This is a genomic window from Telluria sp. LT2P34, from assembly GCF_059685915.1.
The window spans coordinates 62,893-80,003 of sequence record NZ_JCASIN010000009.1 but is presented as its reverse complement, the minus strand read 5'-3'; the positions used below and the strand labels follow the sequence as shown (position 1 = coordinate 80,003).

10 protein-coding genes are annotated in these 17,111 nt (G+C 62.6%); 6 read left to right on the top strand and 4 right to left on the bottom strand.

Going from position 1 to position 17,111, the window contains the following annotated elements:
- Positions 1 to 34 precede the first annotated feature (34 nt).
- Positions 35 to 3,322: a fused isobutyryl-CoA mutase/GTPase IcmF gene (icmF, locus tag AC56KZ_RS18975; RefSeq protein WP_497163745.1), complete on the top strand. Its 3,288-nt coding sequence runs from the start codon at positions 35 to 37 to the stop codon at positions 3,320 to 3,322.
- 219 nt (positions 3,323 to 3,541) lie between these two features.
- Positions 3,542 to 4,708, top strand: a complete 1,167-nt coding sequence (locus AC56KZ_RS18970; protein WP_497163744.1) for an acyltransferase family protein — start codon at positions 3,542 to 3,544, stop codon at positions 4,706 to 4,708.
- Between the two features lie 94 nt (positions 4,709 to 4,802).
- Here AC56KZ_RS18970 and AC56KZ_RS18965 read toward each other — a convergent pair whose 3' ends face one another.
- The 4 genes from AC56KZ_RS18965 to AC56KZ_RS18950 form a co-directional block, all read right to left on the bottom strand.
- Positions 4,803 to 6,035, bottom strand: a complete 1,233-nt coding sequence (locus tag AC56KZ_RS18965; RefSeq protein ID WP_497163743.1) for an MFS transporter — start codon at positions 6,033 to 6,035, stop codon at positions 4,803 to 4,805.
- A gap of 69 nt (positions 6,036 to 6,104) precedes the next feature.
- The gene (gene pgmB / locus AC56KZ_RS18960; RefSeq protein ID WP_497163742.1) at positions 6,105 to 6,746 is read right to left on the bottom strand and encodes a beta-phosphoglucomutase; all 642 of its coding nucleotides are present in this window, start codon (positions 6,744 to 6,746) and stop codon (positions 6,105 to 6,107) included.
- 5 nt (positions 6,747 to 6,751) lie between these two features.
- Positions 6,752 to 9,094, bottom strand: a complete 2,343-nt coding sequence (locus tag AC56KZ_RS18955; protein ID WP_497163741.1) for a glycoside hydrolase family 65 protein — start codon at positions 9,092 to 9,094, stop codon at positions 6,752 to 6,754.
- 94 nt (positions 9,095 to 9,188) lie between these two features.
- Entirely contained in the window at positions 9,189 to 10,199 is a 1,011-nt protein-coding gene (locus AC56KZ_RS18950; protein WP_497163740.1) for a LacI family DNA-binding transcriptional regulator, read from the bottom strand.
- A gap of 187 nt (positions 10,200 to 10,386) precedes the next feature.
- On the opposite strand from AC56KZ_RS18950, the gene AC56KZ_RS18945 reads away from it, so the two are divergent.
- The 4 genes from AC56KZ_RS18945 (at position 10,387) to AC56KZ_RS18930 (ending at position 17,081) form a co-directional block, all read left to right on the top strand.
- Positions 10,387 to 12,840 (top strand): TonB-dependent receptor, encoded by a 2,454-nt coding sequence (locus tag AC56KZ_RS18945; RefSeq protein WP_497163739.1) that lies wholly within the window; start codon positions 10,387 to 10,389, stop codon positions 12,838 to 12,840.
- A gap of 100 nt (positions 12,841 to 12,940) precedes the next feature.
- Positions 12,941 to 13,252, top strand: a complete 312-nt coding sequence (locus tag AC56KZ_RS18940; protein ID WP_497163738.1) for a hypothetical protein — start codon at positions 12,941 to 12,943, stop codon at positions 13,250 to 13,252.
- A gap of 153 nt (positions 13,253 to 13,405) precedes the next feature.
- Positions 13,406 to 16,180, top strand: coding sequence for an XrtA/PEP-CTERM system TPR-repeat protein PrsT (gene prsT, locus AC56KZ_RS18935; protein WP_497163737.1), 2,775 nt, complete (start codon positions 13,406 to 13,408; stop codon positions 16,178 to 16,180).
- A gap of 130 nt (positions 16,181 to 16,310) precedes the next feature.
- Positions 16,311 to 17,081: an N-acyl amino acid synthase FeeM domain-containing protein gene (locus AC56KZ_RS18930; protein WP_497163736.1), complete on the top strand. Its 771-nt coding sequence runs from the start codon at positions 16,311 to 16,313 to the stop codon at positions 17,079 to 17,081.
- Positions 17,082 to 17,111 lie beyond the last annotated feature (30 nt).

Here is a 17,111-nt window from a genome sequence, read left to right as displayed (position 1 = left end):
GACCCTTTCCGTGCCCGAATTCACAAGGAATCCCATGAACGACATCACCCCCGCCGCCAAGCTCGACCTGCCGGAGCAGCCGAAGCTCGCCAACAAGGTCCGCTTCGTCACCGCCGCGTCGCTGTTCGACGGCCACGATGCCTCGATTAACATCATGCGCCGCATCCTGCAGTCGAATGGCGTCGAGGTTATCCACCTCGGCCACAACCGCTCGGTCGACGACGTCGTCACCGCGGCCCTCGCCGAAGACGTGCAAGGCATCGCCATCTCCAGCTACCAGGGTGGCCACGTCGAGTATTTCAAGTACATGATCGACCTGCTGCGCCAGCGCGGCGGCGCCCATATCAAGGTCTTCGGCGGCGGCGGCGGCGTCATCGTCCCGTCCGAGATCGAAGAACTGCATGCCTATGGCGTGACCCGCATCTTCAGCCCGGAAGATGGCCAGCGCATGGGCCTGGTCGGCATGATCCGCTCGATGATCGAGACCTGCGACATCGACCTCTCCCCTTATGCACCGACCACGATCGACGCCCTGCGCAGCGGCGACATGGCAGAGCGCCACCGGCCGCTGGCCCAGCTGGTCACGGCGCTGGAAAACGGCAAAGCCGACCCGGAACTGCGCAAGCAGATCGTCGACGCCGCCGACGCCCTGCGCGTGCCGGCCCTCGGCATCACCGGCACCGGCGGCGCCGGCAAGTCCTCGCTGACCGATGAACTGATCCGCCGCATCCGCCTCGACCAGAACGACCGCCTGAACATCGCCGTCATCTCGATCGACCCGTCGCGCCGCAAGTCCGGCGGCGCCCTGCTGGGCGACCGCATCCGCATGAATGCGATCGCGCCGTGGAATGGCGCGAGCCGCGTCTTCATGCGCTCGCTCGCCACGCGCGAAGCCGGTTCGGAAATCTCGCACGCGCTGCCCGACGTGATCGCCGCTTGTAAAGTCGCCGGCTTCGACCTGATCATCGTCGAGACCTCGGGCATCGGCCAGGGCGATGCGGCCATCGTGCCGCACGTCGATGCCTCGATGTACGTTATGACCCCGGAATTCGGCGCCGCCTCGCAGCTGGAAAAAATCGACATGCTCGATTTCGCCGATTTCATCGCCATCAACAAGTTCGACCGCAAAGGCTCTCTCGACGCACTGCGCGACGTCTCCAAGCAATACCAGCGCAACCGCGAGCTGTGGAGCCAGAGCCCGGACCAGATGCCGGTCTTCGGCACGCAAGCCTCGCGCTTCAACGACGACGGCGTCACCGCCCTCTACCACGGCCTGCTGCCGAAGCTGGCCGAGCTGGGCCTGCCGCTCGAGCCAAGCCGGCTCGCCGTCCCCGAACAGAAAGCCTCGAGCGGCAAGAACGTGATCGTGCCGCCGGCCCGTGCGCGCTACCTGGCCGAAATCTCGGACACCGTGCGCGGCTACCACAAGAACACCGCGAAGCAAGTGAAACTCGCGCGCGAGCGCCAGCAGTTATCGGAAACGAAGCGCATGCTGTCGGCCGCCAACCGCGACGTGGTCCTCGACGACCTGATTCTCGAGCGCGAGAACGCGATGGACGGCAGCGCGAAAAAACTCCTGGCCATGTGGCCGGACATGCAGGCCGCCTACGCCGGAGACGATTACGTCGTCAAAATCCGCGACAAGGAAATCCGCACCAAGCTGGTGCAGAAAACCCTGTCCGGCACCACCATCCGCAAGGTCGCCCTGCCGAAGTACGAAGACCACGGCGAAGTGCTGCGCTTCCTGATGCTGGAAAACGTGCCGGGCTCCTTCCCGTTCACGGCCGGCGTGTTCGCCTTCAAACGCGAGAACGAAGACCCGACCCGCATGTTCGCCGGCGAAGGCGACGCCTTCCGCACCAACAAGCGTTTCAAACTGGTCTCGACCGGCATGGATGCCAAGCGCCTGTCCACCGCCTTCGATTCGGTCACGCTGTACGGCGCCGACCCGGCGCTGCGCCCCGACATCTACGGTAAAGTCGGCAACTCGGGCGTCTCGATCGCCACCCTCGACGACATGAAGGTGCTGTACGACGGTTTTGATTTGTGCAGCCCGAGTACCTCGGTCTCGATGACGATCAACGGCCCGGCGCCAACCATCCTGGCGATGTTCATGAACACCGCCATCGACCAGCAGATCGACAAATTCATCAGCGATAACGGCCGCCAGCCGACTGACGACGAAGCGGCGAAAATCCGCGAATGGGTGCTCGCCAACGTGCGCGGCACCGTGCAGGCCGACATCCTCAAAGAAGACCAGGGCCAGAACACCTGCATCTTCTCGACCGAGTTCTCGCTGAAGGTGATGGGCGACATCCAGGAATATTTCGTGCACCACCAGGTGCGCAATTTTTATTCCGTGTCGATCTCGGGCTACCACATCGCCGAAGCGGGCGCGAACCCGATCTCGCAGCTCGCCTTCACGCTGTCGAACGGTTTTACCTTTGTCGAAGCCTACCTCGCGCGCGGCATGCACATCGACGACTTCGCGCCGAACCTGTCCTTCTTCTTCTCGAACGGCATGGACCCGGAATACACGGTACTGGGCCGCGTGGCGCGCCGCATCTGGGCCGTCGCCATGCGCGACAAGTACGGCGCCAACGACCGCTCGCAAAAACTGAAATACCACATCCAGACCTCGGGCCGCTCGCTGCACGCGCAGGAAATCGACTTCAACGACATCCGCACCACGCTGCAGGCCCTGATCGCGATCTACGACAACTGCAACAGCCTGCACACCAACGCCTACGACGAAGCGATCACCACGCCGACCGACGAATCGGTGCGGCGCGCGCTGGCCATTCAGTTGATCATCAACCGTGAATGGGGCCTGGCGAAGAACGAAAATCCGAACCAGGGCTCGTTCATCATGGATGAACTGACCGACATGGTCGAAGAAGCCGTGCTGCAGGAATTCGAGCGCATCGCCGAGCGCGGCGGCGTGCTGGGCGCCATGGAAACCGGCTACCAGCGCGGCAAGATCCAGGAAGAGTCGATGCTCTACGAGCACAAGAAGCACGACGGCTCGCTGCCTATCATCGGCGTCAACACCTTCCGCAACCCGAATGGCGGCAACGCCCCGACCACGATCGAGCTGGCCCGTTCCACCGACGATGAAAAGCAGTCGCAGCTGACGCGCCTGGACGCCTTCCACGCGCGCCATGCGGCGCAGGCCCCGGCCGCACTGGCGGCGCTGCAGCAGGCCGCGATCGACAACCAGAACGTGTTCGAAAAATTGATGGAGGCCGTGCGCGTCTGCTCGCTGGGCCAGATCACGACTGCCTTGTTCGAAGTGGGTGGCCAGTACCGCCGTAACATGTAAGCGCGCGGGTTGTAAGGCGAATGGCATTGGCGGCGTATGCTCCAATGCCATTTTTACGTATATATCCGGGCGGCCAGCCTCATGACCATCTTTTTACACAGTGTGTCTGCCTGCAAGATCGCAAATCGGTGGCTCCCCCATTGGAAGCCATGTTAACATCGCAAAGATTCTTGCACTAACTTTACATTTGACAACTTGGTGCGAGCTTTCAGGAGCGCTATGCAGAAGGAATTTTCAATTTATCTCGACCTGGTCCGCTTTATTGCTGCGGTCCTAGTTGTGATCGCCCATTCTAACCTTCGCAATCTGATCGCGGAGCCCGTGCCCGTGCCGTTGAGCGGTCACGGACATGAGGCAGTGGTGGTGTTCTTCATCCTGTCGGGCTATGTCATCTCGTACATCACGACGGAACGCGAAAAAACGCCGATCGACTATTGGTCGAGCCGGCTCTCGCGTTTTTATTCGCTGGTTATCCCGGTTGTGCTCCTTACCCCGTTGCTCGATGTCATCGGCGAATCGATGGCGCCCCAGTTTTACGTCGGCAAGACGACACATGACTTGGTATTGGTCAGAATACTGGCCAGCCTGACCTACATGAACGAGATCTGGCACCTCTCCATCATGTCGTTTTCAAACGTACCGTTCTGGTCGCTTTGCTACGAGATGTGGTATTACCTAATGTTTGCGGTCGCCATCTTCACGCGTGGCCGTATGCGCTATTTTCTGCTGGCCGCGGTGGCCCTTGTCGTTGGTCCGAAAATTCTCCTGTTGGCGCCGATCTGGATGCTGGGCGTCGTATTGCATCGATCGAAAGCACTTGCCAGCTTGTCAGTGCCCGTCTGCTGGGCCCTATTCATCGGATCGATCGCGGCGTACGTGTTAGTGCATTACTATGAGATGACCACACATGGGGGCCGCCTGTTGCGCGACCTGGTGGGCGCACACTGGCACGACCTCCTTGCGTACTCCCGGCTTTTCCCTGGCGACTATCCGCTTGCACTGATCATCGCCGCCAACTTCATCGGCTTTCGCGGTATTGCTCATCAATTTTCCTGGCTTCTGCTGCCTGCGGAGCGGCCGATCCGATGGGTGGCAGGACTGACCTTTTCCCTGTACATCATGCACCAGCCGTTGCTGTTCTTCTTTGCCGCCCTGATCCGCGGCGATAACAGCACGCCTGTGTTTTATTTCCAGGTGCTGGCTTGTACTTTCGCCACCGTTGCTGTGGTTGGTCGGTTCACTGAACAGAAGCGACATGTGCTGAAGCGTTGGATTAAATCTGTGTTGGTCAGACTGGCCGACTGGTGGCAGCAACGCCAAGCCGCCAGCACTCCGGCAACGCCATCAGCGACAAGCAGAGCGCCAACGACGGCTGGCGAAAACTGACGTCCGACATCCAGACTGGGCAGCGCTACGACAGGCCAGTGCGGCCGCCGTCATCAATCCACCTGCCGGATGAGCTGGCGGCCTCCGGGTTGCGTCAAGCCACCTGCGCCACCGCATCTCCGCTTCGCTCCACCTGGCGGCGGAAGAAGAACAGCGTGATCAGCACCAGCGTGATCGGCACCAGCGTCAGGTAAAACGCGAAATGCCCGCTGAAGTTGCCGAACACATAGCCCGTCACGAACGAGCCGGTGGTGCCGCCCAGCGCCGAAAAGATCACCAGCAGCCCGGTCATGCTCGAGTGCTGGTTTTTCGGCAGGGAACTGAGCATGACCGAATTGATGCCCGGGTAGATCGGCGCCATGAACAGGCCCATCAGCGGGAACAGGAAGATCGCCAGCGGCGCGTTGGCCCAGGTGACATTGGCGTCGATGGCCAGGTCGCGCGTGAGCGGCAGCGCCAGCAAGACCATCGCCGCCATCCCGATCACGCAAGCGTTCATTACCGTGTACCAGTGCACCTTGCGCATCACGACACCGGCCGACAGGCGCCCGATCGCGAGGCAGGCCGCGAAGATGCTGGCCACCTGCACGCTCATCGCGGTCGGCAGCTTCAGGATTTCGTTATTGAAGGTTGGCAGCCAGGTGCCGACGCTCTGCTCGATCAGCACGTACAGGAAAGCGGTCAGCACGAACACGCACACCAGCGGCTTGAAGAACAGCTTGAACATCGCGCAGAAGTCTTCCCAGCGGCTGCGCCCTTCGGGCAGCTGCGCTTCACGCTCGTCGAAAGGCGTCAGGGCGAGCAGGACGAAGGTGAAGGCGCACAGCGCGCCCAGCACCCAGTACACCTGCAGCCAGCTCTGCGACTTCGGGTTGTTTGAATCGATGAAGTGCGCGAATACCCAGTAGGCACTGAGTACGCCGACCATGAAAAAGCCCTCCAGCGTATTCATGATGCTGGCATGGTGCTTGCGATCGGTGGCGATCAGGCCGAGGGTCGAATATACCGACACTTTTACCAGCGCAAAAGCGACGCCGACGCACAGGAACAGCATCTTGGTCGTCAGGAAGCTCGGCAGCAGCGGCATCGCGATGCAGGCGGCGCTGACGATCGCCAGGCCGACCAGCATCGCGTTCTTGTAACCAAGCCGCGGCAGGAAGGAGGCGACCAGGAAGGAGACCACCGCGATCGGCAAGTCCTTGAAAGCCTCCAGCACGCTCGCGCCGGACTTGCTGACGTCATAATTGTTGATCACTTGCAGGATCACCGTACCCACGCTGTTGAGCAGGATCGCGAACACGAAGTAGATCAGGAATAAGGCAAGCAAAATCCGTTGGTTTGCTGTTTTAGAATGCTCCACGCTGTCTCCGATTTTTATTGTGTGTGTGCTTGCGTGTCAGTAGTCGCCGAGCCGGAACTGCGCCAGGCTCGGGATCACGCGGTCGGCCTGGGTCAGTACGGCCGGACTGCCCACGCCAAGGGCAAACATGCCCGCCGACTTGATCGAGGCGACGCCCGCCACCGCGTCCTCGACCCCGAGGCAATCGGCAGGCGCCACGCCGAGGCTTGCCGCGGCATTCAGGAAAATCTCCGGGTGCGGCTTGCTGTTGGCGATCAGGGCCGCATCGACCACGTAATCGAAGTGCTCGCGGATACCAAGGCGGTCGAGCACCGTAAAGGCGTTCTTGCTGACCGAGGCCAGGCCGATGCGCAGGCCCGCCGCGCGCACCGCGGCGAGCGCATCGAGGGCGCCCGGCAGCAGGTCCGCCGCGCTCATGGTCGCGATCAGTTCGACGTACTGGCGGTTCTTGCGCTCGGCCAGCGCCAGCTTTTGTTCCATCGAATAGGCCTTGCTGGCGCCGGCCAGGATCAGCTCCAGCGACCCCATGCGGTCGACGCCCTTCAAATTCTCGTTGAAGGCGTGGTCGAAGTGCACGCCCTCGGACTCGGCCAGCGCCTTCCAGGCCAGGTAGTGGTAATGGGCGGTGTCGGTGATGACGCCGTCGAGATCGAAAATAACTGCTTTATAGTGGTTCATCGGGGTCATGCCTCCAGCGGGATGCGGGCCTCTGGCGCCGCGCGGGTCAGGGCCACCGCCTGGCCCTGGTGGGTAAAGTCGAGGGCCTCGCCCTGCAGCAGCGTGTAGTCGGTTCCCTCGCTGCTGACGCGCACGGCCAGCATCGCGCCGTGCAGCTGCACCTGGAACCGGTAGTGCTGCCACTGCTGCGGCAGGGTCGGCGCGAAACGCAGTTCGCCATGGCTCACGCGCATGCCGCCGAAGCCATAGGCCACGCCCATCCAGGTGCCGGCCATCGCCGCCGTGTGCACGCCGTAATGGGTGTTGCCATGGGTGTCGTCGAGGTCCAGGCGCGCCGTCTCCATGAAGTAATCGTAGGCCTTGTCGTGGTAGCCCACTTCGGAGGCGATGATGCTGAAGATGCAGGACGACAGTGAAGAGTCGTGGGTCGTTACCGCCTCGTAGTAATCGAAGTCGCGCCGCTTGTCGTGCAAGGTGAACTCGTTCGACAGCAGCAGCAGCGCCAGCACCACGTCGGCCTGCTTGCAGACCTGGTGGCGGTAGATCACCATCGGGTGGTAGTTCAGCAGCAGCGGATAATTCTCTTTCGGCGTATTCGCGAAATCCCAGGCCTTTTTCGACAGGAAGCTGTCGTCCTGCTCGTGGATGCCGAGCGTCGCGTCATAAGGCAGGTGCATCAGGGAGGCGGCACGGCGCCATTCGTCGACCTCGCCCGCCTCGAGGGCGGTGGCGCCGGCGATGCGTGCGAAATCGTCCGGACGCTCTTTCCGGATGGTGTCGACCATGTCGGCGGCGAAGTGCAGGTGCATGCGCGCCATCGCATTCGTGTAATAGTTGTTGTTGACCAGCGCCGTATATTCGTCGGGGCCGGTCACTTCGTTAATGCAGAAGCGCTGCTCACGGTCGTAGTTGCCGATGCCGAGCCAGATGCGCGCCGTTTCCAGTACGATCTCGAGACCGGCCTGCGCCATGTAATCCAGGTCGTCCGTCGCTTCGTAATAGGACTTGATCGAATAGGCGATGTCGGCGTTGATGTGGTACTGCGCGGTTCCGGCCGGGAAGTAGGCCGAGCACTCGCCGCCGGCGATGGTGCGCCATGGGTACAAGGCGCCGCGCGTGTGCGACATCTGGCGTGCGCGCTCGCGCGCCTGTTTCAAACCCGCGTAGCGGTAGTCCAGCAGCTTGCGTGCGATCTCCGGTTTCGAGTACAGGAAGAAGGGGAAGATGTAGATTTCGGTATCCCAGAAATAGTGGCCTTCGTAGCCCTCCCCGGTCACGCCCTTGGCTGCGATGTTGGTGCGGCCGTCGCGGCCCACCGACTGCAGCAGGTGGTATTGATTGAAACGGATGCCCTGCTGCAGGGCGTCGTCGCCGGCGATCTCGACGTCGGCGCTGTCCCAGAAGTCGGCCAGGTAGGCCGCCTGCGATGCGCACAGGGCCTCGATACCGGCGGCCTTGGCGGCGGCCAGGGTAGCGCGCGCAAGAGCCGGCAGTTCGCCTTCCGGATAGTCGCGCGACGAGTAATACGCGCCGTATTTGGTCAGGCGCAGCGGCTGGCCCTCGACGGCGGCGCAGGTGAACACCTGGCCCAGCTGCTCTCCTTCATGCCAGGCGGCGGGGATCACGCCATCGACGCTGCTGTCGATCGCGCTGACCAGACTGAAGCCGCTGTTGTGGGTGCGCTGCACCAGCATCGACAGCGACGCGTCCTGGGCGACGGACATGGTTTGCAGCGCCGGACCCGAGACGGCCGAACCGACGCGCGGATCGTCGCCCGCCTCCTGGTTCCTGACCAGGCCGTCGATGAAGGAGCGCAGCGTGACCTGTCCCGAAAAATTCAACGCAGTCAGCTCGAATTCTATGGCGAACAGGTGTTTGTTCGTGAACGCCACCAGCCTGCGGCTGCGCAGCGCGATGCGCTTGCCGCTCGGCGCGGTCCATTCGAGGGAACGCTGCAGCACGCCGCTGCGAAAGTCGAGCGAGCGCTCGTAGCGATCGAGCTTGCCGAGCAGCGGATCGAAGCGCTCGCCGTCGATCGTCAACGCGATCCCCTTGGCGTTCGGGACGTTGAGCATGAACTGGTTGGTCCTGGCCAGCGCATGCGCCGCTTCCGGGTAGACAATCGGCTCGGACTCGTAGAATCCGTTCAGGTAGGTGCCGTCGAGCGAGGTGCCGGCCGGGCCGCTGTACCCTTCCTCGCCGGTGCCGCGCAGGCCGATGTAGCCGTTACCGAGCGCGAACAGGGTCTCGCGCAGGAAGTGCGAGGCGGTGTCGAAACCGGTTTCGCGGATGCACCAGGGGTCGAGCGGAAGGGTGGAAGTGGAAATGGGGCTGTCTGATGGCTGCACGTCGGGTCCTCAAAGCGGTGGTGTCTGTCGATCGAAGTCGACACTGGTGCCGGCGCGCGCGGCGCGCCGGAAGCTACAAATAACAGGTCAACAATCAGGTCTGGCGCACGATCAGGCGGGTCGGCAGCATTTCCGATTCGACGGCTTCGTCGTTGAGCAGCGCCAGCATCTTGCGCCCCAACAGCACGCCGCCGTCGCGCAGGTCCTGGTGCACGCTCGTCAGAGGCGGCACGAAGCTGGCGGCGCCCGGGGTGTCGTCATAGCCGATCACCGACACCTGGTCCGGCACGCGCAAGCCATGCTCGGACAGCGCGCGGATCGCGCCCATGGCCAGCAGGTCGCTGGCGGCGAACACGCCGTCGGCCACGGCCGCGCCCTTTTTCTTGAGCAGGCTGGTCATGCTCTCGAAGCCGGCTTCGAACGTAAACGCTTTCGGGCGCAGGATGTGCACGCTGCCGTTGCCGCGCATGGCGTCGATGAAGCCGGAGCAGCGCTGCTGCACCTCGGCATGGTCGACGTCGCCCAGGAACACGAGCTTGCGGCGGCGCTGTTCGATGAAGCGTTCGGCCGCGCTGGCGCCGCCCGCCCGGTTGTCGCTGCCGACCACCACATACGACGCGCTTTCTTCCGGCGCGCCCCAGACCACCAGCGGCAATCCCGCCTTCTGCAATACCTTCACGGCTTCGCCATGCGAACCCTGGCCGAGCAGGATCATGCCGTCGGCGCCGCGCACCGGCGCGCTGTCGAGCAGCTGGCGCGAGGTCAGCACGACCGTATAGCCAGCCGTGGTCAGCTCCTGTGTGATCCCGCCGAGCAGCGCCAGCGGATACGGATCCGACATCGGACGCCCTTTGACCGGCGTCATCTCCACCACCACCGCCACCGAATTGCTGCGCCCCATGCGCAGGTTGCGCGCGCTGATGTTCAGGCGGTAGCCCTGCTCCTCGGCGATGCGGCGCACCTTGGCGCGCGTCTTGTCGGTGACGAGCGGACTGTCGCGCAAGGCGCGCGATACCGTGATCGGGGAGACGCCGGCGAGCCGCGCCAGGTCTTCCATCGTGGTGCCGGCCTCGCTCTTGCGTGTGGATGTCTTGTTAGTCGCCATTGTGCTCGCGTGAAGGAAAAACAACTCTGCGGCAAATTATGACAGATTTAAATGTCGATGGAAGGCCAAATGACATCGATAACATTTAGATTGACATCGATATCATTCCTTGTTTCAATGCCACACAGTGACAGGGCGTACTTTGTCCAGGAGACCGATCTTGAACCATAAAAACGAGAGCATACACATGAATAATTCCAAGCATTTTCTCCGGTCTGCGGTGGCACTGGCCGTACTGACCTTGGTAAGCCAGGTCCAGGCCGCCGGGCAAGCCACCTCGGCCACCCCGGCCGTCCAGGATGCTGCCGGCGTCCAGCTGACCCAGGAAATCCAGCAAGTCGTCGTCACCGGTACCGCGCGCGCCAGCGGCACCCGCAAGATCGACACCGCGTTTTCGATCACCACCGCCACCGCGGAACAGCTGAAAGCAGCTTCGCCGAGCAGCACCGCCGACATCCTGAAACTGGTGCCGGGCGTGTATGCCGAATCCACCGGCGGCCAGTCCGGCGCCAACGTCGAGGTCCGCGGTTTCCCGTCGGGCAGCGATTCGCCCTTCGTGTCGGTGCAGCTGAACGGTAACCCGATCTATCCTGTGCCGGTGCTGTCCTTCTTCGAAGGCACCTCGGCCTTCCGCCTGGACGACACCATCGAGCGCGTCGAAGTGCTGCGCGGCGGTCCGAGCACGATCTATTCGGTCGGCCAGCCTGGGGCGACCATGAACTTCATCCTGAAAACCGGTGAAGACGAGCCTGAGCGTACGATCCGCCTGACCACCGGCACCGGCAGCCTGCGCCGCGGCGACATTTTCCTGGGCGGCAAGATCGCTGAAGGCTGGTACGGCACCTTCGGCGGCTTCTATCGCCAGAGCCACGGCGTGCGCGACCCGCAATTTCTCGCCGACGACGGCGGCCAGCTGACCGCCACCCTCACCCGCAAGCTCGATGGCGGCGCCGTGACGATGTACGTGCGCGCTACCGACGAGAAAAACGCCTTCTATACCGGCGTACCCCTCATTTCCAGCAATGAAGGGCGCGACATCAGCGAATTCCCCGGCTTCGACCCGCTGACCGGCACCCTGATGAGCAACGAGATGCGCCGCTTCACCATCGATGCGGCGCCAGGAAAAACCCTCGAGCGCGACCTGGCCGACGGGCGCGGCATGCAGGCGGCCGTCTGGGGCTTGAACTACGAGCAAAAGCTCGGCGGCTGGGATGTGTCGAACAAGGCGAATTATTTCAATGGCGACCTGAACACGATCTCGATGTTCACCGGTAACAACCCGCTGACGGCGCGCGACTACCTCGCCGGCGCCAACCGGACCTACAACCCGACCGCCGCGACCGCTTCCGGCAGCATGACCTATGTCAGCGGCGGCGTCGTCGATCCGAACCAGCAAGTGGTGCAGGCGGGCCTCTGGTCGGTCGAGAAAAAATTGACTTCGTTCACCAACGAATTGCGCATCAGCCGCGAACTGTTCGCCGGCCACACGCTGACCGCCGGCAGCTACTATGCCAACTACAAGTCGGACGACGAGTGGTACCTGGGTAACAGCCATCTGATGACGGCCACGCCGAACGCGCGCCTGATCAACGTCAGCCTGACCAACGGTACCGTCGTTGCGCGTAACGGCAAGGATGGCAATGTCTTCTACGCACCCGTGGCCAGCTACAAGGGCAACAACCTGGCTCTGTTCCTGGCCGACGAGTGGAAGATCAGCAACCGCCTGCGCGTCGATGCCGGCCTGCGCCGCGAGCGCCAGAGCCTGGAAGGCTCGGTCTCGAACCTGCGTTCGGGCGACACCGACAACAATCCGCTGACCGTCTATAACAACGGCACCTCGATTCCGACCGGCAGCTTCACCCGCCTGGAACGCGACGACAGCGTCACTTCCTTCACCGCCGGCGGTTTGTACAAGCTGGACAAGGACACCAGCGTGTTCGTGCGCGCCAACACCGGCAACACCTTCATCTACTTCGACGACATGCGCAACGCCGGCACCCAGGCCGCGCTGAACGACCGCAACGGCGTGCCGAACCCGGAAGTGACACAGTACGAAATCGGCTTCAAGACCGCCAACCCGTTGTATAGCGCTTACATCAACGCGTTCTACACCGACTTCACCGGCATCTCGTTCCAGCAGATCACGACCAATGCCGTCCTGAATTCGGTCAGCGGCTCGCGCGGGCATGGCCTCGAATTCGAACTAGCCCTGCGTCCGACCACGAACCTGCAAATGACGCTGACCGGTAACTACCAGAAATCGGAGTACCGCGACAATCCAGCCATCGCCGGCAACGACGTGCAGCGCCAGCCGAACCTGCAGTTCCGCTTCACGCCGAGCTACCGCATCCCGCTGGGCGAAAACAGCGTAAAACTGTACGGCACCTACACCCACATCGGCGACCGCTGGGCCGATCAGGCCAACCTGTCTTACCTGCCGTCCTACCAGACGGTCGACCTGGGCGCGCTGGCCAGCATCGGCGCCAACTGGGAAGTGCGCGTCGCCGCAACCAACCTGACGAATGAACTGGGCCTCACCGAAGGCAATTCGCGCCTGACCGGCGCCCAGAGCAGCGGCCCGATCAACGCCCGTCCGATCTTCGGACGCGCCGTGGAAGCATCGGTGATGTACCGCTTCTGATTCAAGCCTGCAGAGCTGTGACCTTTGGGAGCGCCTTGCGCTCCCTTTTTTTCGGCCCTGCCCTACAATAAGAGCGTCTGCCAACACCGTGAGGCTTCGCATGCCGATCAAGCCGGACCAACTCGCTGCCCTGATGCGCGAAGTCGAGCAGGAAGATCCGATCGATTTCGCCGACCTGCCCTTTGCCGAGGACGAGCTGCGCGGCCTGGTAGCGACCCATCTGTGCGAAATGGCGGGGGCCATGGAAAATTTCAGTACCGAAGACAAGTTGATGACGCTGCTCGCCGTCTCGGCCAAGCTGGTGCTGGAAAACCTGGTATTGCACGTTCAGTTGCTGCGCCGCCACGGTTTGCCGGTCGGCGACAACGTCGATGCGCTGCTGAGCCGTCTGCGCAAGGGCGAGTCCGAATAGGCGCCGCACGTCGCGATTCCGCACAGAAATCGCATCTGTGCAACAACAAACGCAATGTGCGGGAATGAAGCCATTCCTTGAGGTATTATTGTTAGTGAGGAAACTCGCGGCCACGATGTCGGCGGCGTGCACTACGTAAAACCTGAGGAATCCATGTCCCGTACTATCTCTAAGATCAAGTTGACCACCGCCGTCGTATCCGGCGCACTGCTGCTGGCAGGCCTGGGCGGCTGCAACCGCGACCAGTCGACCGCCAGCCTGCTGGCTGAAGCAAAGCAATACCAACAAAAGGGCGACGACAAGGCCGCCCTGATCCAGCTGAAGAATGCAGTAGCGAAGAGCCCGGAAGATGGCGAGGCGCGCATACAGCTGGGCAGCTTGTACCTGGAGACCGGCGACCCCGTCTCGGCCGAGAAGGAACTGCGCAAGGCGGCCAGCCTCGGCCTGCCTGCCGAGCGCACCCAGCCCCTGCTCGCCCAGGCGATGCAGACGCAGGGCAAGTTCAAGGAATTGCTGGCCGAGATCACGCCGGAACGCGTCGCCAGGTCGGCGCCGCTGACGGCAACCCGCGGCGACGCGCTGATCGCCACCAACGATGTCGACGCCGCCAAGGCCGCCTACGAGGCGGCGCTGGCGTTGCAGCCGGCGAACGGCGCCGCCCTGACCGGCCTGGCGCGCGTGGCGCTGATCAAGCAGGACATGCCGACGGCCGAACGCTATGCCAGCGAAGCTATCGCAAAAGACCCGAACAATCCGGAAGTCTGGATGTTCCGCGGCGGAATGCTGCGGGGCATGAACAAGCCGGACGAGGCGATCGCCGCCTTCGACAAGGTGCTCAGCCTGCGTCCGCGCGACCGCAACGCGAATTTGGAAAAAGCCTATATCCGCATCAACCAGCGCAAATTCACTGAAGCGCGCGCCGAAATCGAGGCGAGCCGCAAGAACGCGCCCAACAGCCTGCTCGTGACCTACGCCCAGGGCCTGCTCGACTACAGCGAAGGCAAGAATGAAGCGGCACGCGAGTCGCTGCAGCGCGTCCTGAAAAGCGCCCCCGAGCACATGCCGAGCATCCTGCTGGCCGGCGCCATCGAGCTGAACCTGAATGCGCCCGAACAGGCGCAAATGCACCTGCGCAAGTACCTGGAAGTGGACCCGAACCACCAGCATGCACGCAAGCTGATGGCGCAAGCCCAGCTCCGGACCGCGCAGCCGGGCGATGCGGTCAGCACGCTGGCGCCGATGCTGGACAAGTCGAGCGACCCGCAAATGCTGGCGCTGGCCGGCGAATCGCACATGCAGGCGCGCGACTTCGCCAAGGCGATCACGTATTTCGAAAAAGCGGCCGAGCTGGCGCCGCAGGCAGCCGTCCTGCGCACCTCGCTGGGCCTGGCGCGCCTGGCCCAGGGCGACACCAGCCGCGCAATCACTGAACTCGAACGCGCCACCGAGCTCGATCCGAAGTCGGACCGCGCCCTCTCCGCCCTGGTGCAAGCCGAGTACAGCCTGAAGCACTTCGACAAGGCCCTCGCCGCCGTGACCAGGCTCGAGCAGATCAAGGGCGACGACCCCCAGACCCATAACCTGAAGGCGACCATCCTGATCGGCAAGGGCGACGTCGCCGGCGCCCGCGCCGCTTTCGAGAAGGCCTTGCAGCTGAAGCCCACCTTCTTCCCGGCTGCGGCCAACCTCGCCAGGCTCGACCTGCTGCAAAACAAGCCTGACGCGGCGCGCAAGCGTTTCGAGACCGTGCTGGCAACCGACAAGAAGAACTTCGGTGCGATGGCGGCGCTGGCCGAGATAGCGGTCCTACAGAAGCGTCCCGAGGAAGCAACGACCTGGCTGGAGAAGGCCCTGGCGGAAAACCCGGACGCGATTCCACCGGCGCTCAAGCTGGGCGGCCATTACCTGTCGACCAAACAGGAAAAAAAGGCGCTGACGCTGGCGCGCAAGTTCCAGGCTGCGAATCCGGCCAACGCCGAGCTGCTCGAGCTGCTGGGCCAGGCCCAGATGGCGAATGACGACGCCCAAGGCGCACTCGACAGTTACAGCAAGCTGATCAACGTAGTGCCGAAATCGGCCATGGCGCAAATGCGCCTGGCCTCGGCCCACATCAAACTGAAGAACGACAGCGCCGCCGCCGAAGCACTCAAGCGCGCCGTCGCGCTCCAGCCCAACCTGGTCCAGGCACGCGTGGCCCAGGTCGAACTGGCGGTGCGCCGCGGCCGTACCGACGAAGCGCTGGCACTGGCCCGTGAAGTCCAGGCGCAAGACGCGAAATCGCCGATCGGCTTCCTGCTCGAGGCCGACCTGCACCAGGCCCAGAAGAAGCCGGCGCTGGCACTGGCTGCCTATGACAAGGCATTGGCCATCAACAAGTCGGGCGCCATCACGATCCGCACCGCCGAGCTGCTCAAGACCATGGGCAAGGCCAAGGAAGCGCAGGCACGCGTCGCCGCGTATGCAAAAGCCAATCCGAACGACGGCGCGGTCCAGATGTATCTGGCCGAATCGCACCTGACGGCGGGCGAATACAAGCCGGCGGCAGGCATCCTCGAAGGCCTTGTCAAGCGCTACCCGAACAACGGCGCAGCGCTCAATAACCTGGCGTGGGCTTACTCGCAGCAGAAAGACCCGCGCGCGCTGGCCACGGCCGAGCAGGCTTACAAGGTGGCCGGGGACAATGCCTCCGTGATGGACACGCTGGGCTGGATGCTGGTCGAACAGGGCAATACCGCGCGTGGCTTGCCGCTGCTGCAAAAAGCCGCTGCCGGAGCGCCAACCGCGCCGGAAATTCGCTATCACCTGGCGGTTGGCCTGCATAAATCGGGCGACAAGAATGGCGCACGCAAGGAGCTTGAAACGCTGCTTGCACAAAACCGTCCATTCCCGCAGCTCGAGGAAGCACGTTCGTTGCTAAAAACGTTATAACCGTCTACTATCTGAAATAAATAATACCCACAATGGACCGCGCTTTTCGCTTCGGCGAACCAGGTGCGGCAAACGCCAAAAGGCGCCGCCAGCACAAGCGGCGGCGCCGCCAAACGAAGGTGTCCCGATCATGAATCACGACGATTTGCAGGAACTTGAAGAGAGTACCGTCGAATTTCTATCGAACGCTCATGTTTCAGAGGATCGCGATAATATAGCGAACTCAGAATTAGAGGATGTTATCGTGAACCAAGATTCATATGGAATCCGGCTTACCGATACGGCAAAAGGACGCAACTCGGCCAGCATGCTGGTCAACAAAATGTACGCTTGGCGCGGCTATGCTGGCTCGCACCAGTTCAGCGACGATCCCAATCGCATTACCCTGACTGCCACTGACAAAGGCGATGTGGTAGGCACCCTGACGCTCGGTATCGATTCGCCGATCGGCCTGATGGCCGATCAGATTTTCAAGAATGAACTCGACGTGCACCGCGCACGTGGGGCGAAGCTGTGCGAATTCACGAAACTGGCCTTCGACCCCACCGTTCGCTCGAAAACCTCGCTCGCCAACCTGTTCCACCTGGCCGTGATTTACGCCCGCGACATCCACGACTGCACCGACATCGTTATCGAAGTCAATCCCCGCCACCGCCGTTTTTACGAGCATATGCTCGGATTCAAGCGTGAAGGCGATTTGAAGGACAATCCGCGCGTAAGTGCACCGGCTTATCTGCTGCGGATCGAACTGTCGTATGTCACCGAGCAGATCAAAAAACACGGCGGCACCTTCAGCGAAACCTCGACCGAGCGCTCGTTTTATCCCTACTTTTTCTCGGCACGCGAAGAGCAGGGTATTATCAACCGCCTGCGCCGTATCGACGAACAGCAGGTGGTGTAACGCCTCCCTGCGCCGGGACGGCGTCCCGGC

Coding starts and splice junctions, on each gene's coding strand:
- AC56KZ_RS18940 (WP_497163738.1), top strand. CDS start 12,941: ATGCCGATCAAGCCGGACCAACTCGCTGCCCTGATGCGCGAAGTCGAG.
- icmF (WP_497163745.1), top strand. CDS start 35: ATGAACGACATCACCCCCGCCGCCAAGCTCGACCTGCCGGAGCAGCCG.
- AC56KZ_RS18945 (WP_497163739.1), top strand. CDS start 10,387: ATGAATAATTCCAAGCATTTTCTCCGGTCTGCGGTGGCACTGGCCGTA.
- AC56KZ_RS18930 (WP_497163736.1), top strand. CDS start 16,311: ATGAATCACGACGATTTGCAGGAACTTGAAGAGAGTACCGTCGAATTT.
- prsT (WP_497163737.1), top strand. CDS start 13,406: ATGTCCCGTACTATCTCTAAGATCAAGTTGACCACCGCCGTCGTATCC.
- AC56KZ_RS18950 (WP_497163740.1), bottom strand. CDS start 10,199: ATGGCGACTAACAAGACATCCACACGCAAGAGCGAGGCCGGCACCACG.
- pgmB (WP_497163742.1), bottom strand. CDS start 6,746: ATGAACCACTATAAAGCAGTTATTTTCGATCTCGACGGCGTCATCACC.
- AC56KZ_RS18970 (WP_497163744.1), top strand. CDS start 3,542: ATGCAGAAGGAATTTTCAATTTATCTCGACCTGGTCCGCTTTATTGCT.